Source organism: Micromonospora sp. NPDC049497, assembly GCF_044465805.1.
Lineage (GTDB): Bacteria > Actinomycetota > Actinomycetes > Mycobacteriales > Micromonosporaceae > Micromonospora.
The window spans coordinates 87,325-112,397 of sequence record NZ_JBITMC010000016.1; the positions used below are offsets into that span (position 1 = coordinate 87,325).

Genomic DNA, 25,073 nt, shown 5'->3' on the forward strand with positions numbered 1-25,073 from the left:
GGGAAGGACGAGCAGGAGAAAAGATGTCGCTCTCGCCTTACGCACCGATCATCGGGCTGTTCGCCCTCGCCACGGGGTTTGCGCTGTTCTCCGTGGCCGCCGCCCGGCTCACCGGCCCCCGGCGCTACAACAAGGCCAAACTCGAGGCGTACGAGTGCGGCATCGAGCCCAGCCCGCAGCCCGTCGGCGGCGGCCGGTTCCCGGTCAAGTTCTACCTGACGGCGATGCTCTTCATCGTCTTCGACATCGAGATCATCTTCCTCTACCCCTGGGCGGTCTCGTTCGACGCCCTGCCGATCTTCGGCTTCGTGGAGATGGTCCTGTTCATCGTCGCGGTCTTCGTCGCCTACGCCTACGTCTGGCGGCGCGGCGGCCTGGACTGGGACTGAGGGAGGAACTCAGATGGGTATCGAGGAGAAGCTCCCCGCCGGTGTCCTGCTCACCTCGGTGGAGAAGCTCGTCAACTGGTCGCGGAAGTCGTCGGTCTGGGGCGCCACGTTCGGCCTCGCCTGCTGCGCGATCGAGATGATGGCCGCCGGTGGCCCGCACTACGACATGGGCCGCTGGGGCATGGAGGTCTTCCGGGCCTCGCCCCGGCAGGCCGACCTCATGATCGTCGCGGGTCGGGTGAGCCAGAAGATGGCCCCGGTGCTCCGCCAGATCTACGACCAGATGGCCGAGCCCCGCTGGGTGCTGTCGATGGGCGTCTGCGCCAGCAGCGGCGGCATGTTCAACAACTACGCGATCGTCCAGGGCGTCGACCACATCGTCCCGGTCGACATGTACCTCCCGGGGTGCCCGCCGCGGCCGGAGATGCTCATCGACGCGGTGCTCAAGCTCCGCGAGAAGATCATGTACGAGCCGCTGGGCGCGAACGGCCGCAAGATGCTCCAGGCCCGCCAGGAGCGCGGTGACGTCCCGGTCGTCCCGTACGGCTCGATGCCGTCGTCGTACCGCAGCGACAAGGCCCGGCGCGCCGAGTGGACCAAGGCGGTCCGTGAGGGGCGCGAGGAGCAGCTGCGGATCGAGAACTGGATGAAGGCCCAGAACCACCTGCACGAGCACGGGGGTGTCCAGAAGTGACCGCACCCAACGACCGGGTCGACGGCGGCGGCGTACCGGTGCCGACCACGCCGGCCGGTGCGAGCAGCACCGCTCCCGCCGAGTACCCGCCGGCCAGCCCGGCCGGTCGCGGCATGTTCGGCAACCAGGGCTCCGGCGACGTCTCCGGCTACGGCGGCCTGGTCCGTCCGCGCCGCGCGATCGAGGACGCGGCCCGGCCGTACGGCGGCTGGTTCGACGAGGTCGCGGACGCGCTGGAGGAGGCGTACCCGGCCTTCGGCGAGGCGATCGAGAAGGTCGTGGTCGACCGGGGCGAGCTGACCCTGCACGTACGCCCCGAGCGGATCGCCGAGGTGTGCCAGGTGCTCCGGGACGACCTGGCGCTGCGCTTCGAGCTGTGCTCCTCGGTGTCCGGCGTGGACTACCTCGGCGCGGAAGAGCGCCGGCTGCACGCCGTCTACCAGCTCACCTCGATGACGTACCGGCGCCGGATCCGGCTGGAGGCCGCGGTCTCCGCCGAGGACCCGCACCTGCCGAGCGTCACCGCCGTCTACCCGACCGCCGACTGGCAGGAGCGGGAGGCGTACGACATGTTCGGCATCGTCTTCGACGGCCACCCCAACCTCACCCGGATCCTCATGCCGGACGACTGGGAGGGCCACCCGCAGCGCAAGGACTACCCGCTCGGCGGCGTGCCCGTCGAGTACAAGGGCGCCGAGATCCCGCCGCCGGACCAGCGGAGGTCGTACCAGTGACAACGCCGAACTACGCCACCGAGCGCGAGACCACCGAGGGTCGGGTCTTCACCGTCACCGGCGGGGACTGGGACGAGGTCGTCTCCGGCACCGACCCGATCAACGAAGAGCGCATCATCGTCAACATGGGTCCGCAGCACCCGTCGACGCACGGCGTGCTGCGGCTGATCCTGGAGCTGGAGGGCGAGACGGTCCGCGAGGCCCGCTCGGTCGTCGGCTACCTGCACACGGGCATCGAGAAGAACCTCGAGTACCGCAACTGGGTCCAGGGCTCGACCTTCGTGACCCGGATGGACTACCTGTCCCCGCTGTTCAACGAGACGGCGTACAGCCTCGCGGTGGAGAAGCTGCTCGGCATCGAGGAGCAGATCACCGAGCGGGCCACCACCATCCGGGTGCTCATGATGGAGCTGAACCGGATCTCGTCGCACCTGGTCTGGCTGGCCACCACGGCCATGGAGCTGGGCGCGATCAACATGATGCTGTACGGCTTCCGCGAGCGGGAGTACATCCTCGAGATCTTCGAGATCATCACCGGCCTGCGGATGAACCACGCGTACGTCCGGCCGGGCGGCGTCGCCCAGGACGTGCCGGACCAGGCGATCGTCAAGATCCGCGAGTTCCTCAAGCTGCTGCCGAAGAGGCTCAAGGAGTACGAGGACCTGCTCTCCGGCCAGGTGATCTGGCTGGAGCGGACGCAGCAGGTGGCGGTGCTCGACGTGACCGGCTGCCTCGCGCTCGGCGTGACCGGCCCGGTCCTGCGGTCCGCCGGTCTCGCCTGGGACCTGCGCAAGACCATGCCGTACTGCGGCTACGAGACGTACGAGTTCGACGTGCCGACGCACGCCGACGGCGACGTCTGGGGCCGTTACCTGGTGCGTCTCGCGGAGATCCGGGAGTCGCTGAAGCTGGTCGAGCAGGCGGTGGACCGGCTGAAGCCGGGCCCGGTGATGGTCGCCGACAAGAAGATCGCCTGGCCGGCGCAGCTCGCCATCGGCGTGGACGGCATGGGCAACTCGCTGGAGCACGTCGCCAAGATCATGGGTCAGTCGATGGAGTCGCTGATCCACCACTTCAAGCTCGTCACCGAGGGCTTCCGGGTGCCGCCGGGCCAGGTCTACATCGGCATCGAGTCGCCCCGCGGCGAGCTGGGCGTGCACGCCGTCTCCGACGGTGGCACCCGGCCCTACCGGGTGCACTACCGGGAGCCGAGCTTCATCAACCTCCAGGCCCTCCCGGCGATGGCCGAGGGCGGCCTGATCGCCGACGTGATCGCCGGTGGCGCCTCGCTGGACCCCGTGATGGGTGGTTGTGACCGATGACTGTTTTCACGGAAGAGACCCGGGAGCGGGCGCGGGAGATCGTCGCCCGCTACCCGGCCGACCGGTCCCGCTCGGCGCTGCTGCCGCTGCTGCATCTGGTGCAGGCGGAGGAGGGCTACGTCTCGCCGGCCGGTGTCGCGTTCTGCGCCGAGGTGCTGGGCCTCAACAAGGCCCAGGTCGGCGCGGTGGCGACCTTCTACACGATGTACAAGCGCCGTCCGACCGGTGACTACCTGGTCAGCGTCTGCACCAACACGATGTGCAACGTGCTCGGCGGCCAGGAGGTCTACGACACCCTCGCCGAGCACCTGGGCGTCGGGCACGACGAGACCACCGCCGACGGGACGATCACCCTGGAGCACGCCGAGTGCCTGGCGGCCTGCGACTACGGCCCGGTGATGACCGTCAACTACGACTTCTTCGACAACGTGGACCCGGGCACCGCGGTCGGCGTCGTCGACGAGCTTCGCGCGGGTGGCCGGCCCATGCCGACCCGCGGCGCCCGGCTCTGCACGCTCAAGGAGATGGCCGTGCAACTCGCCGGCTTCGCCGACGAGCGTGACGGCGCGGTCGCCGACGGCGAGCCGGGGGAGCCGACCCTGCGGGGCCTGCGCCTGGCCGAGCAGCACGGCATCTCGGTGCCGGGCTTCGACCCGAACACGCCCATCCGCAGCAAGGCCGAGTCCGACCAGGCCGCCGCCGAGGCGAAGGCGAAGGCCGAGGCCGCGAAGCCGGCCGCCGCGCCCGCCGTCGCCCCGGTCCGCGGCGGCGACGGCGCGTCCGCCCCGACGGGTACGCCCGGCAACGCCGGCGTCGGCGAGCCGGCTCCCGCCGCCGCGGCCACCGGCAGCACCGCCCCGGACGTGAAGGCCCCCGACGACAAGTCGCCGGAGATCCGGGCCGCCGAGACGCGGCAGCCGGACGCGCACACCGCCGTCCCGGACGCCCCCGGCACGAAGGTCCCGACCGACAGCACCGCCCCGGCGCCACGGGACGCGCAGGAGGCCGAGGCCGCCGGTGTCGCCGCCAACGCGCCCGCCGGTGACGGCAAGCCCGCCGGCGACGAGGCCGCGGCGCAGGAGCGCAACCTGAAGGAAGCGGAAGCAGGGACGGGCACCGGTGGCCCGGGCTCCGCCGTCGCGAGCGAAACGGGGGTCCAGAAGTGACCGCTCCTCGGCCGGAGACGCTGGCCAAGCTCACCCCGGTGCTGACCAAGCGCTGGCTCTCGCCGGACGCCTGGCGGATCGGCACCTACGAGAAGCTCGACGGGTACGCGGCGCTGCGCAAGGCGCTGAAGGCCCACCCGGACGACCTGATCCAGCTGGTCAAGGACTCCGGCCTGCGCGGCCGGGGCGGCGCCGGCTTCCCCACGGGTCTCAAGTGGGGCTTCATCCCGCAGGGCGACGGCAAGCCGCACTACCTCGTGGTCAACGCCGACGAGGGCGAGCCGGGCACCTGCAAGGACCTGCCGCTGATGACCCACGACCCGCACTCGCTGGTCGAGGGCGTGATCATCGCGTCGTACGCGATCCGCGCCAACCGGGCCTACATCTACATCCGGGGCGAGGCGGTGCACGCCGCCCGACGGCTGCGCAACGCCGTGCAGGAGGCGTACGCCAAGGGCTACCTCGGGAAGAACATCATGCGCAGCGGCTTCGACCTGGAGCTGGTGGTGCACTCGGGTGCCGGGGCGTACATCTGCGGTGAGGAGACCGCGCTGCTGGACTCGCTGGAGGGCTTCCGGGGTCAGCCCCGGCTGCGCCCGCCGTTCCCGGCGACCCACGGCCTGTACGCGAGCCCGACCGTGGTGAACAACGTCGGCACCATCGCCAGCGTGCCGTACATCGTGCTGGGCGGCGCAAACTGGTGGAAGACCATGGGCACGGAGAAGTCCTCCGGGCCGATGATCTACTCGCTGTCCGGCCGGGTCGCCAACCCGGGGCAGTACGAGTGCACGATGGGCGTGACGCTGCGGGAGCTGCTGGAGCTGGCCGGCGGGATGCGACCGGGCCACAACCTACGGTTCTGGACTCCGGGCGGCTCGTCGACGCCGCTGCTGACCGCCGAGCACCTCGACGTGCCGCTGGACTTCGAGGGGGTGGCCGCCGCCGGCTCCATCCTCGGCACGACGGCCACGCAGATCTTCTCGGACCAGGACTGCCCGGTGTACGCGACGTACCGGTGGCTGGAGTTCTACCACCACGAGTCGTGCGGCAAGTGCACCCCGTGCCGCGAGGGCAACTACTGGATGGTCCGGGTCTACCGGCGGATCCTCGCCGGCCAGGGCACCCACGAGGACCTGGACACCCTGCTCGACACCTGCGACAACATCCTCGGCCGCTCGTTCTGCGGCCTGGGTGACGGCGCTACCAGCTCGGTGACCTCGTCGCTGAAGTACTTCAAGCAGGACTACCTCGACTACATCGAGGGTCGTACCGCGCCGAAGCTCTCCGACAAGCAGCTGGTTGGAGCCCACTGATGACGGACGTAGTCAAGCAGACCGAGACGGTCACGCTCACCATCGACGGCGTCGAGGTCACCGCCCCCAAGGGAGCGCTGCTGATCCGGGTCGCCGAGCAGTTGGGCACCGAGATCCCCCGGTTCTGCGACCACCCGCTGCTGGCCCCGGCCGGCGCGTGCCGGCAGTGCCTGGTCGAGGTGGAGGGGCAGCGCAAGCCGGTCGCCTCCTGCACCCAGACGGTCGCCGACGGCATGGTGGTCCGCACCCAGCTCACCTCCCCGGTCGCCAAGAAGGCGCAGGAGGGGGTCATGGAGCTGCTGCTGATGAACCACCCGCTCGACTGCCCGATGTGCGACAAGGGCGGCGAGTGCCCGCTGCAGAACCAGGCGATGTCCACGGGCCGCACCGACTCGCGGTTCCACGAGCACAAGCGGGAGTACCCGAAGCCGCTGCCGATCAGCACCCAGGTGCTGCTCGACCGCGAGCGCTGCGTGCTCTGCCAGCGCTGCACCCGGTTCTCCGAGGAGATCGCCGGCGACAAGTTCATCGACCTGATGGGCCGGTCGTCCGCCGAGGAGATCAACATCTACCGGGACGAGGCGTACGGCGAGGAGGGCGACTCCGGTGACGTGCCGTTCAACTCGTACTTCTCCGGCAACACCGTGCAGATCTGCCCGGTGGGTGCCCTGACCGGGGCCCAGTACCGGTTCCGGGCCCGCCCGTTCGACCTGGTCTCCAGCCCCAGCGTGTGCGAGCACTGCTCGGCCGGTTGCGCGCAGCGCACCGACTGGCGGCGCGGCAAGGTCATGCGCCGGCTGGCCGGCGACGACCCGGCGGTCAACGAGGAGTGGAACTGCGACAAGGGCCGGTGGGCTTTCCAGTACACCCGCGCCTTCGACCGGCTCACCACTCCGCTGGTCCGTGACGAGCGCACCGGTGAACTGCGCGAGGCCTCCTGGAGCGAGGCGCTCAGCGTCGCCGCCGACGGGCTGCGTGCGGCCCGGGACGGCGGGCAGGGCACGGCGGTGCTCACCGGCGGCCGGCTGACCGTCGAGGACGCCTACGCGTACGGCAAGTTCGCGCGGGTCGCCCTGCAGACCAACGACATCGACTTCCGCGCCCGCCCGGTCTCCCGCGAGGAGGCCGACTTCCTGGCCAGCAGCGTCGCCGGGGCCACCGACGTGACCTACGCCGACGTGGAGAACGCTCCCGCCGTGGTGCTGGTCGGCCTGGAGCCGGAGGAGGAGTGCCCCATCCTCTTCCTGCGGCTGCGCAAGGCGTACCTGAAGAAGACCCTGACGGTGTACGCGATCGCGCCGTTCGCCACGCGGGGCCTGGAGAAGCTCGGCGCCAAGCTGGCCCGGGTGGTGCCGGGCGAGGAGGCCAGCGTGCTCGCCGAGCACGCGACGGTCGCCGAGGCGCTGGGCCAGCCGGGCGCGATCCTGATCGTCGGCGAGCGGCTGGGTGGCGTACCGGGCGGGCTCTCCGCGGCGGCGGCGGTCGCCCGGCGTACCGGTGCGAAGCTGGCCTGGGTGCCGCGCCGGGCGGGTGACCGCGGCGCGGTCGACGTCGGCTGCCTGCCCAACCTGCTGCCCGGCGGACGCCTGGTGACCGAGCCGGCCGGCCGGGCCGAGCTGGGCGAGGCGTGGGACATCCCGGCCGGGGTCATCCCGAGCCAGGCGGGCCGGGACACCGACGCCATCCTCACCGCGGCGGCGAACGGCCAGTTGGGCGCGCTGGTGGTGGCCGGGGTCGACCCGGCCGACCTGGCCGACCCGAGGCTGGCCGAGGCCGCCCTGGACGCGGTGCCGTTCCTGGTCAGCCTGGAACTGCGCAACAGCGCCGTGGCCCGGCGGGCGAACGTGGTCTTCCCGGTCGCCCCGGTGGTCGAGAAGGCCGGCAGCTTCCTGGACTGGGAGGGCCGCCTGCGCACCTTCGAGGCGGTGCTGAACACCGCCGCGATGACCGACGCCCGGATCCTGGACGCGATCGCCGCGCAGCTCGACGTGCGGCTCGGCACCGGTGACGTGCCGAGCATCCGGCGTGAGCTGGGCGCCCTGCCCCGGACCCGCACCGACCGCCCGGCCCCGCCGTCGGTGGAGCCGGGCCCGGTGCCGCACCCGGGTGCCGGTGAGGCCGTGCTCGCGACCTGGCACCAGCTGGTCGACCTGGGCAGCCTGATCGACGGCGACGAGCACCTCGCCGGCACCGCCCGCCCGCCGGTGGTCCGGCTGGGCAAGGGCACGGCGGAGGCGCTCGGCGTCACCGACGGCGACCCGGTCACGGTCGGGACCGACCGTGGCGGGGTCACCCTGCCGGCGGCGGTCACCGAAATGCCCGACGGGGTCGTCTGGCTGCCGACCAACTCGCCCGGCTCGACCGTCCGGCGCAGCCTCGGCGTGCCGGCCGGCGCGGTCGTCCGGGTCTCGGCCTCCACGGTGGCGGCCGACCTTCCCCACCAGGCCGACGCGACCGAGCCGGTCGCGGCGGACGCGGCCGGCCGTCCCGGTCCGCTCCTCAACTCCGGGGGTAACCGGTGAGCGCGAGGAGTGAAGGAGCGCAGCGAGTGAGCCCCGCAGTCGCGAACGAAAGGTGGGTCCGGTCATGACCTTCCTCGCACAGGACCCGACCCTGGCCGACTTCGGCCGGGACCCGTGGTGGCTGGTCCTCGGAAAGATCGTCTTCGCCTTCGCGTTCGGCCTGCTCGCCACCCTGCTCGGCGTCTGGTTCGAGCGGCGGGTCGTCGGTCGGATGGCGGTGCGGCCGGGCCCCAACCAGGTCGGCCCGTTCGGCCTGCTGCAGACCCTCGCCGACGGCTTGAAGATGGCCTTCAAGGAGGACATCCTGCCGAAGTCGGCGGACAAGGTCGTCTACTTCTTCGCGCCGGTCATCTCGGTGGTGTGCGCGGTCACCGCGCTCTCGGTGATCCCGTTCGGCCCGATGGTCAGCATCTTCGGCCACCAGACGCCGTTGCAGGTCACCGACGTGCCGGTCGCGGTGCTGCTGGTGCTGGCGTGCTCGTCGATGGCCGTCTACGGCGTCGTACTGGCCGGCTGGGCGTCCGGCTCGACGTACCCGCTGCTCGGTGGTCTGCGGTCCAGCGCCCAGCTGATCTCCTACGAGATCGCGCTCGGCCTCTCCGTCGTCGCGGTCTTCATGTCCGCCGGCACGATGTCCACCAGCGGCATCGTCGCCGCGCAGGGCAGCGGCAACCAGCTGAGCGTGTTCGGCGCCGACATCCCGGCCCCCGGCTGGTACGCGATCCTGCTCTTCCCGAGCTTCGTCATCTTCTTCATCTCGATCGTCGGCGAGACCAACCGGGCGCCGTTCGACCTGCCGGAGGCGGAGTCGGAGCTCGTGGCCGGCTTCATGACCGAGTACAGCTCGCTGAAGTTCGCGCTCATCATGCTCTCCGAGTACGTCGCGATGGTCACCATGTCGGCCTTCACCGTGACGCTGTTCCTCGGCGGCTGGCGGGCGCCCTGGCCGATCACCCTCTGGGAGGGCGCCAACTCCGGCTGGTGGCCGCTGCTGTGGTTCTTCGGCAAGGTCGTCCTGCTGGTGTTCGTCTTCGTGTGGCTGCGGGGCACGCTGCCCCGGCTGCGCTACGACCAGTTCATGCGCCTGGGCTGGCGGGTCCTGCTCCCGATCAACCTCGTCTGGCTCCTGGTCCTCGGTGGCCTGCGCTCGATCGAGGACTGGGACACCCGCGGCAAGGTGATCGCGGTCGGCATCCCGGCCGGCATCCTGCTGCTGGCCACGCTCTTCTGGCCGAGCCGGAAGCCGACGGTGCAGCCGACGGTCCAGGAACAGGTCGACAACCGGCCACCCGGCAGCTTCCCGCTGCCGCCGATGGACCTGCAGGTACCCCCGAGCCCGCGCACCCGGCGCGTGGTCGCCGAGCGGGAGCCGGCCAACGTCGCCGCCGGCCCGGACTCTCAGGAGGTGTGACGTGGGCGCGATCACCGGAACGTTCAAGGGCTTCGGTGTCACCTTCTCGCACATGTTCAAGAAGGTCGTCACCACCGACTACCCGTTCAAGCCGCCGGTCTCGGCGCCGCGCTACCACGGGCGGCACATCCTCAACCGGCACCCGGACGGGCTGGAGAAGTGCATCGGCTGCGAGCTGTGCGCCTGGGCCTGCCCGGCGGACGCGATCTACGTGGAGGGTGGCGACAACACCGAGGAGCAGCGCTTCTCCCCGGGTGAGCGGTACGCCAGCGTCTACCAGATCAACTACGCCCGCTGCATCTTCTGCGGCCTCTGCATCGAGGCCTGCCCCACCCGCTCGCTGACCATGAGCAACGAGTACGAGCTGGCCCGGGACAACCGGCAGGACCTGATCTTCACCAAGGAGCAGCTGCTCGCGCCGCTGCTGCCCGGGATGGAGCAGCCGCCGCACCCGATGCGCCTCGGCGAGAGCGAGAAGGACTACTACGTCGGTTCGCTGACCAACCCGGGCACCTCGGCCGGCGCGGAACGCTCCCCGATGGGCCCCGGCCACTACCAGGTCGAGGAGCACCCCGGGGTGACCTTCCCCGGTGCCGAGCAGCACGCCCAGCGGGCCGCCGCCGCCAAGGGAGACGACGCATGACAACGCAGACGGTGCTCGCCGCGGCGGGCGAGGTGTCCGGCGGTGAGCAGGTCACCTTCTGGATCCTCGCCCCGCTGGCGCTGCTCGGCGCGATCGGCATGGTCGCCGCCCGCAACGCGGTGCACTCGGCCCTGTGGCTGGTGCTCACCATGCTCTGCCTGGGCGTGTTCTACGTCCTCCAGGCCGGGCCGTTCATCGGCATGGTGCAGATCATCGTCTACACCGGCGCCATCATGATGCTGTTCCTGTTCGTGCTGATGCTGGTCGGCCGGGACGCCTCCGACTCGCTGATCGAGACCCTGCGGGGTCAGCGGGTCGCGGCGATCGCGCTGGGGCTCGGCTTCGCCGGCCTGGTCGGCGGGGGCCTGTGGCGCGCGCTGGACGGCACCACCGCGGTGGGCCTGGAACAGGCCAACGCCGAGGGCAACGTGCAGGGCATCGCCCGGCTGCTCTTCACCAAGTACGTCTTCGCCTTCGAGCTGACCTCGGCGCTGCTCATCACCGCGGCGGTCGGCGCAATGGTCCTGGCGCACGTGGAGCGGCGCAAGGAGGACCGGATGGACCAGATCGCCACGATGAAGGCGCGGTTCGCCCCCGGCAACTACCCCGGCCCGAAGCCCGGCCCGGGTGTGTTCGCCACGTCCTCCTCGGTGGCCACCCCGGCCCGCCTGCCCGACGGCCGGCTGACCGACCGGAGCACGCCGGACATCCTGCCGGTACGCGAGCTTTCCGCGCAGGAGACCTCGCTGAAGGGGACGGACAAGTGACACCCGACTACTACCTCGTCCTCGCCGCGGTGCTGTTCACCATCGGCGCCGCCGGGGTGCTCATCCGGCGCAACGCGATCGTGCTCTTCATGTGCGTCGAGCTGATGCTCAACGCCGCCAACCTGACGCTGGTCACCTTCAGCCGGATCAACGGTGACCTCAACGGCCAGATCATGGCGTTCTTCGTGATGGTGGTGGCGGCGGCCGAGGTCGTGGTCGGGCTCGCCATCATCATGTCGATCTTCCGGACCCGGCGCTCCGCGAGCGTCGACGACGCCAACCTGCTGAAGTACTGAGGGGCCTGCGGTGATGGAGATTCTGGCGAACGCTCCGGTCGAACCGGTGGGCACCGTCACGTACGCCACGGCGGACGGACTGCTCGGCAGCGTCTGGCTGCTGGTGGCGATTCCGCTGGTGAGCGCCGCGATCCTGCTGCTGCTCGGCCGGCGTGCCGACCGCTGGGGCCACTGGCTCGGCGTGGGCGCCATCGGCGCCGCGTTCCTGCTGGGCCTGACCTACTTCCTCCAGCTTCGCGGCCGGGAGAACAAGTCCGTCGAGCTGAGCCTCTGGGACTTCATCACCGTCGGCGAGCTGCGGGTGGACTTCGGTCTGCTCTTCGACCCGCTGGCCGGTGTCTTCGTCCTGCTGATCACCGGGGTGGGTTTTCTCATCCACCTGTACGCGGTGGAGTACATGGCGCACGACGCCGGCCGGCGTCGGTTCTTCGCGTACTTCAACCTGTTCGTCGCCGCGATGCTCCTGCTGGTGCTCGGCAACAACTACGTGATGCTCTACTTCGGCTGGGAGGGCGTCGGTCTGGCGTCGTACCTGCTGATCTCCTTCTGGTACGAGCGGCCGAGCGCCGCAACGGCCGGCAAGAAGGCGTTCCTGATGAACCGGGTCGGCGACGCCGGTCTGGCCATCGGCATCTTCATCATGTTCGCCACCCTCGGCACCACGCAGTACGACGAGGTCTTCACCGGGGTCGGCTCGCTGACCGCCACCACGGTGCTGGTGCTCGGCCTGCTCCTGCTGCTCGGCGCGACCGGCAAGTCCGGCCAGTTCCCGCTCCAGGCGTGGCTTCCGGACGCGATGGAGGGCCCGACCCCCGTGTCGGCGCTCATCCACGCGGCGACGATGGTCACCGCGGGCGTCTACCTGATCGCCCGGTCGAACCCGATCTTCTCGGCGAACTCGACGCTCCAGCTCGTCGTGGTGAGCGTCGGCGCGCTGACGCTGCTGATCGGCTGCATCATCGGTGCCGCGAAGGACGACATCAAGCGGGTGCTGGCCTGGTCGACCGTCAGCCAGATCGGCTACATGTTCCTCGGTGTCGGCCTGGGCGGCGCGGCGTACGCGCTGGCGATCGTGCACCTGCTGGCGCACGGCTTCTTCAAGGCCAACATGTTCCTCGGTGCCGGTTCGGTCATGCACGGCATGAAGGACCAGGTGGACATCCGGCGCTTCGGCGGGCTGTCGAAGCACATGAAGATCACCTGGATCACCTTCATGATGGGCTGGCTGGCCATCATTGGCATGTTCCCGTTCTCCGGCTTCTTCTCCAAGGAGCCGATCATCGTGGCCGCCTTCGAGCGGGACGACTGGACGGCCTGGCTCTTCGGCGGTGCCGCGCTGCTCGGTGCCGGGCTGACCGCCTTCTACATGACCCGGCTCTTCGTCCTCACCTTCCACGGCCCGAAGCGGTGGACCGAGGACATCGCGCACCCGCACGAGTCGCCGAAGCTGATGACGATCCCGCTGATCCTGCTGGCGATCGGGTCGGTCGGCGCCGGCTTCCTCCTGTCCACCTCCGTGCCCGACTGGCTGGGGGCGACCGCCGGGTTGGGCGCGCAGGAGGAGCCGCACGAGGCGGTCCTCTCGCACGCCGTGATCACCGCGCTCTCGCTGCTGGTCACCGTGGTCGGCGCCGGGCTGGCGTGGTTCCTGTTCCGGGCCGGCACGGCGACCGCGCCGCAGCCGGCCGGGATCCTGGTCACCGCCGCCCGCCGCAACCTCTACACCGACGCCGTCAACGAGGCGGTCTTCGAGAAGCCGGGCATCTTCCTCACCCGGGCGCTGGTCTACCTCGACAACCGTGGCGTGGACGGGCTGGTCAACGGCCTGGCGGCCGGTGTCGGCGGTGGTTCGGGCCGGCTCCGGCGGCTGCAGACCGGCTTCGTCCGGTCGTACGCCACCTCGATCCTGGCCGGCGCGCTGCTGGTGGTGGCGGCGTTCCTGGCCGTCGAGGCGGGGTGGCTCGCGTGATCGACCTTCAGAGCTGGTCGGGAACCATCTCCCAGGCGGCCGTCGTCGGCGGACCGCGCAGTGACGACGGAGGTAAGGCCGCATAATGTCCGACTTCCCGTTCCTCTCGGTGCTCACCGTGGCGCCGCTGGTCGGTGCCCTGGTGGTGGCCTTCCTGCCGCGGAGCCGGCCGGAGCTGGCCAAGCAGGTGGCGCTCGGCTGGTCGCTGCTGGTGCTGGTGCTGTCGGTGGTCATGTGGGTGACCTGGCAGACCGGTGGTGAGCGGTTCCAGTTCCGCGAGTCCTACCCGTGGATCCCGAACTGGGGCGTCAACTTCACCTTCGCCGCCGACGGCATCGCACTGGTGATGCTGATGCTGATCGCGGTGCTGGTACCGCTGGTGATCCTGGCGTCCTGGCACGACGCGGACGCCTCGAAGCGGTCGGTGCCGGTCTACTTCGCGCTGCTGCTCGTCCTCGAGTGCACGATGATCGGCGTCTTCGCTGCCGCCGACGTGTTCCTGTTCTACGTGTTCTTCGAGGTCATGCTCGTGCCGATGTACTTCCTCATCGGCAGCTACGGAGGCCACCAGCGGCAGTACGCGGCGGTGAAGTTCTTCCTCTACTCGCTGGTCGGCGGTCTGTTCATGCTCGCCGCCGTGATCGGCCTCTGGGTGGTCGGCGGGAAGACGTTCGACTGGCAGGCGCTGTCCCAGGTGGACATCACCACCGGCACCGAGCGCTGGCTGTTCCTGGGCTTCTTCCTCGCCTTCGCGATCAAGGCGCCCTTCTTCCCGTTCCACACGTGGCTGCCGGACGCCGGTGGCGCGGCTCCCGCCGGTGCGGCGGCCCTGCTCGTCGGCGTGCTGGACAAGGTGGGCACCTTCGGCATCCTGCGCTACTGCCTGCCGCTCTTCCCGGACGCGGCGAAGTGGTTCGCGCCGTGGGCGCTGGCGCTGGGCGTGATCGGCATCATCTACGCCGCGCTGCTAGCGGTCGGCCAGAACGACCTGAAGCGGCTGGTGTCGTACACCTCGATCGCGCACTTCGGGTTCATCGGCGTCGGCATCTTCGCCTTCACCACCCAGGCGGGCACCGGGGCCGTGCTCTACATGGTCAACCACGGTCTCGCCACGGGCCTGCTCTTCCTCGTGGTCGGCATGCTGATCGCCCGCCGGGGCTCGGCGCTGATCAGCGACTTCGGTGGCGCGGGCAAGCTGGTGCCGGTCCTGGCGGGGGTGCTCTTCTTCGCCGGTCTCGCCTCGCTGGCGCTGCCCGGCACGGCACCGTTCGTCTCCGAGTTCCTGGTGCTGATCGGCACGTTCACGGTGAACAAGCCGGTCGCGGTGATCGCGACGCTCGGCATCATCCTGGCGGCGGCGTACGTGCTCTGGATGGTGCAGCGCACCACGCAGGGCACGCTCAACCCAGCGCTGACGGAGGTCGACGGCATGAAGCGTGACCTCAACCTGCGCGAGAAGGTCGTGGTCGCCCCGCTGATCGCGCTGATCGTGCTGCTCGGCTTCTACCCGAAGCCGGTCACCGACGTGATCAACCCGGCGGTGCAGGCGACCATGCAGGACATCGACCGGACCGATCCCGCCCCCACCTCGGGCGGCACCGTCCAGGAGGCGGCGAAGTGAACGAGCTGCAACTCCCCTCGATCGACTACGGGGCACTCGCGCCGACGTTGATCATGCTGGGCGCCGCGCTGCTCGGCGTCCTGGTCGAGGCGTTCGTGCCCCGACGGCACCGGCACGCCGTCCAGCTGTCGCTGGCGCTGCTGGCGGTCCTCGCCGCGCTGACCATGGTCGTCCTGCACGCCGACGACCGGCTGGTCACCATCGGCGGTGCGATCGCCGTGGACGGGCCGGCGCTCTTCCTCCAGGGCGCGATCCTGGTGCTCGCCGCGATGTCGCTGCTGCTCATCGGTGAGCGCACGGTGGAGCGGGGCGGGTACTTCGTGGCCCAGGCCGCGGTCACCGCCGAGTCCGACGAGGACCGGCGGCAGGCCGAGGGGCAGAACGGCGCCACCGAGGTCTATCCGCTGACCACCTTCGCGATCGGCGGCATGCTGATCTTCGTGGCGGCGAACGACCTGCTGACCATGTTCATCGCGCTGGAGGTCTTCTCGCTGCCGCTCTACCTGCTCTGCGCGCTGGCCCGCCGCCGGCGCCTGCTGAGCCAGGAGGCGGCGCTGAAGTACTTCATGCTCGGCGCGTACGCCTCGGCGTTCTTCCTCTTCGGTGTCGCCCTGGTCTACGGCTTCACCGCCGGTATCCCGGGGCGCCCGGCCGGCGTCGACTTCGCCACCGTGAACGCCGCCGTCGCCGAATCCCCGGCCAGCCCGGTGCTGCTCTTCGCCGGCATGGCCATGCTCTCCATCGGCCTGCTGTTCAAGGCGGCCGCCGCGCCGTTCCACGTCTGGACGCCCGACGTCTACCAGGGCGCCCCGACTCCGGTCACCAGCTTCATGGCCGCCTGCACGAAGGTCGCCGCCTTCGGCGCGCTGCTGCGGGTCTTCCACGTGGCCTTCGAGGGGGCCCGCTGGGACTTCACCCCGGTGCTCGGCGTGGTCGCGGTGCTCACCATGCTGATCGGCGCGGTGCTCGCGGTCACCCAGACCGACATCAAGCGGCTGCTCGCGTACTCGTCGATCGCCAACGCCGGCTACCTCCTCGTCGGCGTGCTCGCGCCGAACTCCGAGGGCATCTCCGGGACGATGTTCTACCTGGTCGCGTACGGCTTCTCGGTGCTCGCCGCGTTCGCCGTGGTGACGCTGGTCCGGGACGCCGACGGGGAGGCCACCCACCTGTCCCGCTGGGCCGGGCTGGGCCGCCGGTCGCCGTTCTACGCGGGCGTGTTCACCTTCATCCTGCTCGCCTTCGCCGGTATCCCGCTGACCAGTGGTTTCACCAGCAAGTTCGCGGTCTTCGGTCCGGCGCTCGACGGCGGGCAGGCGTGGCTGGTGATCGCCGGCGTGCTGACCAGCATGGTGCTGGCCTTCCCGTACCTGCGGGTCGTCGTGATGATGTGGCTCTCCGAGCCGGGCGAGTCCACCCCCACGGTGACCGTGCCGGGCGGGCTGACCTCGGCCGCCCTGATGATCGGCGTCATCGCCACCCTGGTTCTCGGCGTCGCGCCGGCCCCGCTGCTGGACCTGGCCACCGGCGCCGCCGAATTTGTCCGATGACCGACGCGCCTCCGCGCGGGGGCCGGTACGCCACGGGCGTGCCGGCCCCCGCGCCGTTTCCCCCGCCCAGGGGAGGGGCAGGTCTGAGGGGTGTGGCATGGTTGAAGACGTGGTGAATCCGGCTGGCGAGCGTTCAGGTGCCACCGGCTCCGGCGGTCGCCGGGACCGGATGGGCACGAGTCAGTTCGGCGCGCTCGGCCTGCATCTCGCCGACCCGCGCGTCGAGGCGTCCGTGCTGGGTCTGCTCGCCTCGGTGGAGGACGAGCTGCGGGCCAGCGTGTCCAGCGCCGACCCGTTCGTCACCGAGGCCGCCCGGCACCTCGTGGAGGCCGGCGGCAAGCGTTTCCGCCCGCTGCTGGTGGCGCTGGGCGCCCAGTTCGGCGATCCGACCGGCGCGCAGGTCGTACCGGCCGCGGTGGTGATGGAGCTCACCCACCTGGCGACCCTCTACCACGACGACGTCATGGACGAGGCCGCCGTGCGGCGGGGCGCCCCCAGCGCCAACTCGCGCTGGACCAACTCGGTGGCCATCCTGGTCGGCGACTACCTCTTCGCCCGCGCCGCGGACATCGCGGCGGACCTGGGCACCGAGGCCGTACGCCTCCAGGCGCGCACCTTCGCCCGCCTGGTGCACGGCCAGATCGCCGAGACCGTCGGCCCGCGCGCCGGCGACGACCCGGTGACGCACTACCTCACCGTGATCGCGGAGAAGACCGGCTCGCTGATCGCCACCTCGGCCCGCTTCGGCGGCATGTTCGGTGGTGCGACGCCGGAGCACACCGAGGCGCTCGCCGGCTACGGCGAGACGATCGGCGTGGCCTTCCAGCTCTCCGACGACCTGCTCGACATCGCCTCCGAGTCGGTGCAGTCCGGCAAGACGCCCGGCACCGACCTGCGGGAGGGCGTGCCCACCCTCCCGGTGCTGTACGCGCTGGCCTCGGACGACGCCGACGCCTCGTCGGTGCGGCTGCGGGAGATCCTGGCCACCGGCCCGCTCACCGACGACGACCTGCACGCGGAGGCCCTCGGCCTGCTGCGGGAGAGCCCGGCGCTCAAGCGCGCCCGGGAGACCGTGCGCAGCTACGCCGAGGACGCCCGCTCGCAGCTCGCCCCGCTCCCCGAGTGCCCGGCCCGCCGCGCCCTCGAGTCCCTCTGCGACTACATCGCCGACCGCACCAGCTGATCCCCCCGCCCCTCCGCCCCTCCGCCCCCCTGGCCCTCCGCCTCCTCCGTTGATCAAGGGGTTTGCGCCGGGATCCGGCCGGTGGATGACGCAAACCCCTTGATCAACGCGATGGGTGGGGGTGGGGGTGGGGGTCAGGGTGGGGGTGGGGGTGGGTTAGGAGGCGGCTGCCGAGGAGCATCAGGGTGGCGGCGAGCAGCATGGAGAGTGCTGCTACCGCCCACATCGTCTCGTAGCCGGCCTGGCTGGCGACCGTGCCGAGGCCCAGCGGGCCGAGGCAGCCGCCCGCGTACACGCCGGTCTGGGTGATCGACGTGGCGGCGGCCGGTGCCTGCGGGTGCAGCCGGACCACCGCGAAGTTCATCAGGCCGGGCCAGGCCCAGCCGAGGCCGAAGCCGAGCACGACACCCACCGTCAGCGGCACCGGGCCGGCCACCGCGAGCAGGGCGAGCCCGGCGGCGCCGACCACCAGCATGCCGGCGATGACCGCCACGTGGCCGCCGGCCCGGCGGTCGGCGAGCCAGCCCGCGCCGACCCGTGCGGTGACGCAGACCGCGCTGCCGAGGGTGAGGGTGAGGCCGGCCAGGCCGGGAGCCAGGCCGCGGTCGACGGCCGAGTCGACGACGAAGGTCCCGAGGGCGTTCGCGGCGGCGGCGGCCAGCGTCGCCGCCACCCCCACGACCACCAGGGCCGTGGTGGCGCGGCCACCACGGGCCGGTGCGGCCCTCCGGTCGGGACGGGCTTCCTTCGGCGGTACGGCGGGCAGCGCGGCCAGGGCCACCACGGCGGCCGCCACGAAGGCCCACCGCCAGCCGGCGGTCAACGCGATCGCGGGCACCGCCAGGCCCGCCAGGAGCGTGGAGACCGGTATCGCGGCCTGCTTCACCCCGAAGGACAGCCCCTGCCGGTGGAGCGGCACGTGGCGGGCCAGGGCGGCGTTGCTGGCAAGCTGGCCGAGGGCGTTCGCGGTGCCGGCGACGGCGAGCAGCCCGACCAGCACCGGGTACGAGCGGGCCACGGACGCGACGGCGAGCATGGTGCCGGCGGAGAGCAGGATGCCGGCGCGCGCGACCACGGCCGGTCCGTGGCGCTCGGTGAGCTTCCCGGACGGCACCGAGGCCAGCGCGCCCACCCCGAAGTACACCGAGACGACCAGGCCGAGACCGGCGGGGGAGAAGCCGAGGTCCTCACTCATCTGCACGGCGAGGCCGCCGACCAGGAAGACCGGGAGGACGCAGGCGATCGTGACGGCCACGGCACCGGCCGCGGAGCGTACGGGGCGGGCCGGGGCGGTGCCGGGGCCGGATGCGAGAGCGGTGTCGGTCATGGTCCGGCAAACCTACGTGAGGGCTCCGTCGACAACCGAGGGTGTCGGTGGCGGTACAAGGCGTGGATGAGAATTCGGCATCCTCCACCCGAACAGGCATTTCGCCGGAGGCATGTATTTCATATGGTGTAAGTCCCCGGCGGCGGAGGTGGTTGTGCGCGACCCCCTGGCGGAACCTTCGGACCTCATCCGGAGCGTGTCCCGCGCGCTACGAGTGCTCGAGTCGGTCGGTCGTGCCCCCAAGGGGTTGACCGTCAAGCAGATCGCCCGGCGCTGCGAGCTGACCGTGGCCACCACGTACCACCTGGTCCGCACCCTGGCGTACGAGGGCTACGTGATCCGTCGGGAGGACGGCACGTACATCGTCGGCCTGGAGGTGGCGGACCGCTACCGGGAGCTCGTCACCGCGTTCCGGGGTCCGCCCGCCGTCGGAGAGTGCCTGCGCCGGTCGGCGGTGGACACGGGCTACAGCCACTTCCTGGGCCGGTTCGTCGGCGGCCAGGTGGCGATCACGGCGGTCGCCGAGGGCCCCCGCTCGCCGTACCTGGAGGATCTCGTGCCCGGCTTCGACGAGGCCGCGCACGCGACCGCACTGGGCAAGGCCCTGCTCGCCACGCTCACCGCCGACCAGCGCTTCCGCTACCTGCGGGAGTACGGCATGCGGCCGTTCACCTCCGCCACCCTGACCACGCCGGAGGCGTTTGAGGCGGACCTGGCCGCCGGTGACCGGCGGGGCATGCACCTGGAGCTGGGTCAGTACCGCCAGGGGGTGGCCTGTGCCGCCGTGCTGGTCAGCCCGGACAAGGACATGGAGCGCCGGGTGGTCCTGGCGTGCGCGTTGCCGGCCGGCGAGATGATGACGTCGGCCCGGGTGGTCCGGGCGAAACTGCTCACCGCAGCCCGGTCGATCGCGGACAGCATCGCCGCCGACGCCTGACGGCCGGGCCGCCGACCGGCTGCCCGGAGACGGAGAAGGCCCCTCCCCCTGGCCGGGGGAGGGGCCTTCCGGTCGGTCCAGCGCCGGACCGACCCGGGGAGGGATCAGCTGCCGATCGGGCCGCCGTCGAGACGCCAGGTGACCACGACGGCCGGCTTGGCGTAGTCGCCGTCGGGCCAGTTCGAGGCGGGGTTCTCGACCGACGCCCCGTCGAGCTCACCGGGGTGCTGCACGGCCACGAAGACCGAGCGGTTGTCGGAGGTGATGAACGGACCGCAGGCCTCCGCGCCGACCGGCACGGTCAGGAACTGCTTGAGGTGACCCCGCTCCGGGCCCTCGACGGCGGTGGCGAAGAGGCCGTCGTTGCTGCCCAGCGCGTTGCCGTCGGTGGAGATCCAGAGGTTGCCGGTGGCGTCGAAGGCGACGTTGTCCGGGCAGGAGATCGGGGAGACCTTCGTCTTGTCGTACCCGGCGAAGTAGGTAGACGCGTCCGTCGGGTCGCCAGCCACGATCGGCAGTGACCAGGTGAAGGTGTCGGCCGTGTTGTCGCCCCGGTGCTCGACCAGCTCCAGCACCTGGCCGTGCTTGTTGAGGTTGCGCGGGTTGGCCTCGTCGGCGGCGGCCTTGCCCGGCTTGCCCCGGTCGGTGTTGTTGGTCAGCGCCACGTACACCTTGCCGGTGAGCAGGCTCGGCTCGACGTCCTCCGGACGGTCCATCTTGGTCGCGCCGACCTTGTCACCGGCGAGCCGGGTGAAGGTGAGCACGTCGGCGGCGGTCATGCCCTCGACGTACGAGCGGTTGCCGCTGACCAGCTTGATCCACTGGCCGGTGCCGTCGAACGCGCCGTCGGCCGGCAGCGCGCCCGAGCCGTCGATCTCGCCGGTGCTGGTGAAGCCGAGCTTGGCGACGTAGAGCGTGCCGGACTCCAGCAGGGTCAGGTTGTGCCGGCGGGCGACCCAGGAGTTGCCCTTCATGTACTTCTTGTCGGAGACGAACTTGTAGAGGTAGTCGAACCGCTCGTCGTCACCCATGTACGCCACCACGTGGCCGCTCTTCGCGACGATCACGTTGGCGCCCTCGTGCTTGAACCGGCCGAGCGCGGTGTGCTTGCGCGGGCGGCTCTCCGGGTCCAGCGGGTCGATCTCCACGATCCAGCCGTGCCGGTTCGCCTCGTTCGGGTGCCTGGCCAGGTCGAAGCGTTCGTCGGCACGCTCCCACTTCCGGCTGCCGCTCGGGTAGCGGGCGGTGGTGCTGATGCCGTACCGGGCCAGCTTCGGCTTCGCGTCCTCCGGCGCGGCGTCGCCGCCGACGAAGTACTGGTTGAAGTTCTCCTCGCCGGAGAGCACGGTGCCCCACGGGGTGACGCCACCGGCGCAGTTGTTCAGCGTGCCGACGACCGTACGACCCTTCGGGTCTGCGGCGGTCCGCAGCCAGGCCGAGCCGGCGGCCGGGCCGGTCAGCTCGAACCGGGTGGTGTTGGCGGTGACCCGCCGGTTGTACGGACGGCGGCCCGAGTCGACCGGTCGCCACTGGCCGGTGCCGCCGACCCGCTCCAGCTCCACGACGGACATGCCGTGTGCGGCCATCGCGATCTTCAGCTGCTCGACCGAGAGGGCGTCCTGGCTGGTGAAGCCCGGGAACATCAGGTTCTCGTTGGTGTACTCGTGGTTGACCACGAGCAGCGCGCGACGCCGGTTGAGCGGGATGATCCCGACGAAGTCGTTGTTGTAGCCGAACTGCTTCGCCTGCGCGGCGGCGGTCTGCCCGTGCAGGTCGAACTCGGGGGCACCCGGCTCGACGGGGTCACCCCACGTGATCACGACGGCGTGGTCGTACCCGTTGGGCACGATGAAGCTGTCGAGGGTGTTCGGCGGAACCGGCTTGAAGGTCAACGCGCCGTTGCCGACGCCCTTCTCGGGCCGGCCGAAGCCGATGGCGTCGAGGTCGGCCGGCACCTCGGGAGCGGCGGCGGCGGGAGCGGCCCCGGCCAGCGCGCCGGCCACCGCGCCACCGAAGCCGAGGACCAGTGCGCCGACCGCGCCGGTCCGGACGACGCCGCGGCGGGAGACCTCCGCGTTGACGACGTCTCCGAAGTACGCGTTGTCGGAGGTGTTCGGCACCGGGTGGTCGCAGGCGTTGCCGCACCGGTAGAGACAGGTCATGGCGTCACGGCTGCCGTGGCGGGTGGTGCCCAGCAGCGGGAGCAGCCGAGGACGGTCGCTCATGTGGAGGAGCCTCCTGGAGGGGGTCAGGCGCACGCCGGGGTCAGCAACTGACGTGCGTACCCGCCGGACGCTAGGAGGGGCCGGTGAGCGGTCGTCGGCCTCGATGTGAACCCGGCATGAACAACTCGCCCGGGGCGACCGCGATGAGCTGGGGCTGAACCGATGCGGGTGCCGCGCACGTATGTCCCTGCGAAGGCACCGCCGGACTCGCGTCGACAGCGAGGAGACCGTCATCAGCGACCACGACGCCCAACTGCTCCGCGCCCTGCACGACGAGCACGCGGAGGCGCTGTACGCGCACGCCCTGCGCCTGGTCAACGGCGACCGGCAGCGGGCCGAGGACCTGGTGCAGGAAACCCTCCTGCGCGCCTGGCGGCACCCGGAGTCGCTCGATCCCCGGCGCGGCTCGGTCCGCGCCTGGCTGTTCACGACGGCCCGCAACCTGGCCATCGACGCCTGGCGCCGCCGATCCACCCGGGTCGGCGAGGTCTTCACCGACGAGTTGCCGGAGCCGCCGGAGACCGTGGACGAGACGGAGCGCGCCGTGGAGGCCTGGACCGTCGCCGAGGCGTTGAACCGACTGAGCCCCACCCATCGTGAAGTTCTGGTGGAGTGCTTCTACCGAGGACGGTCGGTGGCCGAGGCGGCCGCGCGACTGGGAGTGCCGCCGGGGACGGTCAAGTCCCGGACGCACTACGCACTGCGCTCACTGCGGTTGGTCCTGGCCGAGATGGGGGTGACGGGATGACCCGGTGCGAGTTCGCGCACGACGACGGCGCGTACGTGCTGGGTGCGCTGGCTCCGGCGGAGCGGGCCGCCTACGAGCGGCACCTCGCCGGGTGCGCCGACTGCCGGCAGGCGGTCGCCGAGATCGCCGTGCTGCCGGGGCTGCTCGGCCGCCTCGACCCGGCCGGTCTGGAGCAGTTCCTCCCGGCGCCGGCGGAGTCGTCGCGGATGCCCGCGCTGCTCGACGCCGCCCGCGAACGCCGGCGCCGCGAGCGGTCGGCCACCCGCCGCCGGTACGCCCTCACGACGCTGGTCGCCGCCGCGCTGGCCCTGCTCGCCGGCTTCGGCACGGCCGCCCTGCTGCCCCGGGAGCCGGCCGTCCCGCCGGGCGGGGACGTCCGGCTGGTCGCCATGCAGCCGGTGTCCGGCACGGTGCCGGTGCACGCCGAGATCGGGCTGACCGGCACCGAGTGGGGGACCGAGGTGACCATGCGGTGCGGGTACGACGCCAGGGTCGGCTACGGCAAGGCGTACACCTTCCGGCTGGTGGCGCACGGCCCGGACGGCGCCACGGAGCAGATCGGCTCCTGGCTCGCCGCCCCCGGCGACGACCTGCGCATCAGCGGCGCGACGAGGTTCACCGACGCGGAACTCGTCCGCGTAGAACTCCTCCGAGCCGACAACACCCCCGTCCTAATCCACAACGTCCGCTAACCCCCCCCCGGTCCCCCCCGTCCCCCGTCACTCGCCGCGATCTTGCACTTTCTGCCCCGGCGAAAGGGATTTTCTCCGCGATCCGGCGACCGAAGGTGCAAGATCGCGGGACGTGGCGGTGGTGGTGGTGGCGTGGGGGTGGGGGTGGGCGCGGGTGCGGTGGGTGTGGCGGGCGGCTCGGACCGCGTCGATCGTGAAGACGGCCAGGGCCAGCCAGACCAGGGCGAAGCCGGCCAGGCGTGCGGGGGGCATCGGCTCGTGGAAGATCAGCACGCCGCAGCCGAGCTGGAGGATCGGCGCGACGTACTGGATCATGCCGAGGCTGGTGAGCGGGAGCCGGTTGGCCGCGCCGGCGAAGAGCAGCAGGGGGATCGCGGTGGCCGCGCCGGCCAGCACCAGCAGGATGGTGTGCGCGAGCGACACCTGCCCGAAGGCGGCCTCACCGGCGGCGGCGAGCCAGCCCAGGTACCCCAGCGCGGGAAGCGCCAGCACCGCCGACTCGACGAACAGGCCCTCGGCGGCGGGCAGCCCGAGCTTCTTCTTCACCAGGCCGTACCCGGCGAAGCTGAACGCCAGGACCAGGGCCAACCAGGGCAGCCGGCCGTAGTCGACGGTCAGGACGGCCACCGCCAGCCCGCCGGTGCCGAGCGCCGCCCACTGCGCGGGGCGGAGCCGTTCGCGCAGCACGAAGACACCGAGCAGCACCACGACGAGGGGGTTGATGAAGTAGCCGAGCGCGGTCTCGACCACCCGGTCGGAGTTGACGCCGTAGATGTAGGTGCCCCAGTTGCCGGCGATCAACGCGGCGGCCACGCCGATCCCGGCCAGCGTGCGTGGGCGGCGGGCCAGCGCCCGCAGGAACCCGACGTTGCGCAGCGCGCCGAGCACGAGCGCCACGAAGACCACCGACCAGACGATCCGGTGGGCCAGGATCTCCAGCGCCCCGGCCGGGCGCAGCAGCTTCAGGTAGAGCGGGAAGAAGCCCCAGAGCAGGTACGCGCCGAACCCGTAGAGGTAGCCGAGGCGAAGTGGCGTCACGCCTCCACCGTAAGGGGCCGATCGGCCTCCTGCTCCTTGCTGGTGACCGGCTTCACCCGTACGTCCAGCTCCATCCAGCGCTCCGCCTGAACCGGGGTGAAGCCGACCTTCGCGTACACCCCGTGGGCGTCGTTCGTGGCCAGCAGGATCCGGCGTACGCCGAGGTCGGCCAGGTGGTCGCGGACCGCCCCGGCCAGCCAGGTGCCCAGCCCGCGACCACGCTCGGCCGGGTCGACGTAGACGTCACAGAGCCAGGCGAACGTGGCGCGGTCGGTCACCACCCGGGCCACCGCGATCTGGCGGCCGTCTGAGGGCCGGTAGACGCCGAAGCCGATCGAGCCGGCGAACGCCCGCGCCACCGTCTCCCGGTCCCGCCCGATGGCCCAGTACGCGTCGGTGGAGAGCCAGTGGTGCACCCGGTCCAGGTCGAGGCGGGCAGGGTCGGTGCTGAGCAGGTAGCCGTCGTCGCGGGTCACGGTGAACACCGGTCCGACGCTAGTGCCCCGTCCCTGCCCGCTCAGCAGCC

At 71.3% G+C, this 25,073-nt stretch carries 22 protein-coding genes; 18 read left to right on the forward strand and 4 right to left on the reverse strand.

Annotated features, from left to right (window positions below; all coding sequences use genetic code 11):
* Positions 1-23 precede the first annotated feature (23 nt).
* From ACIBR0_RS21455 to ACIBR0_RS21525, 15 genes are all read left to right on the forward strand, one after another.
* Positions 24-389, forward strand: coding sequence for an NADH-quinone oxidoreductase subunit A (locus ACIBR0_RS21455; protein WP_357030053.1), 366 nt, complete (start codon positions 24-26; stop codon positions 387-389).
* 13 nt (positions 390-402) lie between these two features.
* Positions 403-1,083 carry a NuoB/complex I 20 kDa subunit family protein gene (locus ACIBR0_RS21460; RefSeq protein WP_396718245.1) on the forward strand — a complete coding sequence of 227 codons (681 nt, stop codon included), beginning with the start codon at positions 403-405 and terminating at the stop codon, positions 1,081-1,083.
* On the forward strand, positions 1,080-1,817 hold the full coding sequence (locus ACIBR0_RS21465) for an NADH-quinone oxidoreductase subunit C (protein ID WP_396718248.1): 738 nt from the start codon (positions 1,080-1,082) through the stop codon (positions 1,815-1,817). The genes ACIBR0_RS21460 and ACIBR0_RS21465 overlap by 4 nt, the downstream gene beginning before the upstream one ends.
* On the forward strand, positions 1,814-3,139 hold the full coding sequence (locus ACIBR0_RS21470) for an NADH-quinone oxidoreductase subunit D (protein WP_396718250.1): 1,326 nt from the start codon (positions 1,814-1,816) through the stop codon (positions 3,137-3,139). The genes ACIBR0_RS21465 and ACIBR0_RS21470 overlap by 4 nt, the downstream gene beginning before the upstream one ends.
* The gene (gene nuoE / locus ACIBR0_RS21475) at positions 3,136-4,305 is read left to right on the forward strand and encodes an NADH-quinone oxidoreductase subunit NuoE (RefSeq protein WP_396718253.1); all 1,170 of its coding nucleotides are present in this window, start codon (positions 3,136-3,138) and stop codon (positions 4,303-4,305) included. Before ACIBR0_RS21470 ends, nuoE begins: the two co-directional genes overlap by 4 nt.
* Positions 4,302-5,618, forward strand: coding sequence for an NADH-quinone oxidoreductase subunit NuoF (gene nuoF / locus ACIBR0_RS21480; RefSeq protein ID WP_396718256.1), 1,317 nt, complete (start codon positions 4,302-4,304; stop codon positions 5,616-5,618). Before nuoE ends, nuoF begins: the two co-directional genes overlap by 4 nt.
* Complete coding sequence (locus tag ACIBR0_RS21485) at positions 5,618-8,140, forward strand: NADH-quinone oxidoreductase subunit G (protein WP_396718258.1); 2,523 nt, start codon at positions 5,618-5,620, stop codon at positions 8,138-8,140. The genes nuoF and ACIBR0_RS21485 overlap by 1 nt, the downstream gene beginning before the upstream one ends.
* Positions 8,141-8,204: 64 nt before the next feature.
* Positions 8,205-9,551, forward strand: a complete 1,347-nt coding sequence (gene nuoH / locus ACIBR0_RS21490) for an NADH-quinone oxidoreductase subunit NuoH (protein ID WP_396718261.1) — start codon at positions 8,205-8,207, stop codon at positions 9,549-9,551.
* Position 9,552: 1 nt separating this feature from the next.
* Positions 9,553-10,194 carry an NADH-quinone oxidoreductase subunit NuoI gene (gene nuoI, locus ACIBR0_RS21495; protein ID WP_396718263.1) on the forward strand — a complete coding sequence of 214 codons (642 nt, stop codon included), beginning with the start codon at positions 9,553-9,555 and terminating at the stop codon, positions 10,192-10,194.
* Positions 10,191-10,961, forward strand: a complete 771-nt coding sequence (locus tag ACIBR0_RS21500) for an NADH-quinone oxidoreductase subunit J (protein ID WP_357031281.1) — start codon at positions 10,191-10,193, stop codon at positions 10,959-10,961. The genes nuoI and ACIBR0_RS21500 overlap by 4 nt, the downstream gene beginning before the upstream one ends.
* The gene (nuoK, locus tag ACIBR0_RS21505; RefSeq protein ID WP_222954162.1) at positions 10,958-11,257 is read left to right on the forward strand and encodes an NADH-quinone oxidoreductase subunit NuoK; all 300 of its coding nucleotides are present in this window, start codon (positions 10,958-10,960) and stop codon (positions 11,255-11,257) included. Before ACIBR0_RS21500 ends, nuoK begins: the two co-directional genes overlap by 4 nt.
* Before the next feature lie 13 nt (positions 11,258-11,270).
* Entirely contained in the window at positions 11,271-13,226 is a 1,956-nt protein-coding gene (nuoL, locus tag ACIBR0_RS21510; RefSeq protein WP_396718333.1) for an NADH-quinone oxidoreductase subunit L, read from the forward strand.
* A gap of 85 nt (positions 13,227-13,311) precedes the next feature.
* Complete coding sequence (locus ACIBR0_RS21515; protein WP_396718266.1) at positions 13,312-14,847, forward strand: NADH-quinone oxidoreductase subunit M; 1,536 nt, start codon at positions 13,312-13,314, stop codon at positions 14,845-14,847.
* Positions 14,844-16,397: an NADH-quinone oxidoreductase subunit NuoN gene (gene nuoN, locus ACIBR0_RS21520; RefSeq protein WP_396718268.1), complete on the forward strand. Its 1,554-nt coding sequence runs from the start codon at positions 14,844-14,846 to the stop codon at positions 16,395-16,397. Before ACIBR0_RS21515 ends, nuoN begins: the two co-directional genes overlap by 4 nt.
* Positions 16,398-16,494: 97 nt before the next feature.
* Positions 16,495-17,580: a polyprenyl synthetase family protein gene (locus ACIBR0_RS21525; protein ID WP_396718270.1), complete on the forward strand. Its 1,086-nt coding sequence runs from the start codon at positions 16,495-16,497 to the stop codon at positions 17,578-17,580.
* Between the two features lie 103 nt (positions 17,581-17,683).
* Here the strand turns inward: ACIBR0_RS21525 and ACIBR0_RS21530 are convergent, their stop codons facing one another.
* On the reverse strand, positions 17,684-18,907 hold the full coding sequence (locus ACIBR0_RS21530; RefSeq protein ID WP_396718273.1) for an MFS transporter: 1,224 nt from the start codon (positions 18,905-18,907) through the stop codon (positions 17,684-17,686).
* Between the two features lie 154 nt (positions 18,908-19,061).
* On the opposite strand from ACIBR0_RS21530, the gene ACIBR0_RS21535 reads away from it, so the two are divergent.
* Complete coding sequence (locus tag ACIBR0_RS21535) at positions 19,062-19,844, forward strand: IclR family transcriptional regulator (protein ID WP_396718275.1); 783 nt, start codon at positions 19,062-19,064, stop codon at positions 19,842-19,844.
* A 104-nt stretch (positions 19,845-19,948) separates the two neighbouring features.
* On the opposite strand, the gene ACIBR0_RS21540 is transcribed toward ACIBR0_RS21535, so the two are convergent.
* Complete coding sequence (locus ACIBR0_RS21540) at positions 19,949-22,069, reverse strand: PhoX family protein (protein ID WP_396718278.1); 2,121 nt, start codon at positions 22,067-22,069, stop codon at positions 19,949-19,951.
* 181 nt (positions 22,070-22,250) lie between these two features.
* Here ACIBR0_RS21540 and ACIBR0_RS21545 point away from each other — a divergent pair, with 181 nt between their 5' ends.
* Together ACIBR0_RS21545 and ACIBR0_RS21550 are read left to right on the forward strand one after the other, a co-directional pair.
* Positions 22,251-22,817, forward strand: coding sequence for a sigma-70 family RNA polymerase sigma factor (locus ACIBR0_RS21545; protein ID WP_396718281.1), 567 nt, complete (start codon positions 22,251-22,253; stop codon positions 22,815-22,817).
* Positions 22,814-23,509: an anti-sigma factor family protein gene (locus tag ACIBR0_RS21550; RefSeq protein WP_396718284.1), complete on the forward strand. Its 696-nt coding sequence runs from the start codon at positions 22,814-22,816 to the stop codon at positions 23,507-23,509. The genes ACIBR0_RS21545 and ACIBR0_RS21550 overlap by 4 nt, the downstream gene beginning before the upstream one ends.
* Before the next feature lie 27 nt (positions 23,510-23,536).
* Here the strand turns inward: ACIBR0_RS21550 and rarD are convergent, their stop codons facing one another.
* Together rarD and ACIBR0_RS21560 are read right to left on the reverse strand one after the other, a co-directional pair.
* On the reverse strand, positions 23,537-24,547 hold the full coding sequence (gene rarD, locus ACIBR0_RS21555; RefSeq protein WP_396718286.1) for an EamA family transporter RarD: 1,011 nt from the start codon (positions 24,545-24,547) through the stop codon (positions 23,537-23,539).
* The gene (locus tag ACIBR0_RS21560) at positions 24,544-25,032 is read right to left on the reverse strand and encodes a GNAT family N-acetyltransferase (RefSeq protein ID WP_396718288.1); all 489 of its coding nucleotides are present in this window, start codon (positions 25,030-25,032) and stop codon (positions 24,544-24,546) included. Before ACIBR0_RS21560 ends, rarD begins: the two co-directional genes overlap by 4 nt.
* Positions 25,033-25,073: the final 41 nt, after the last annotated feature.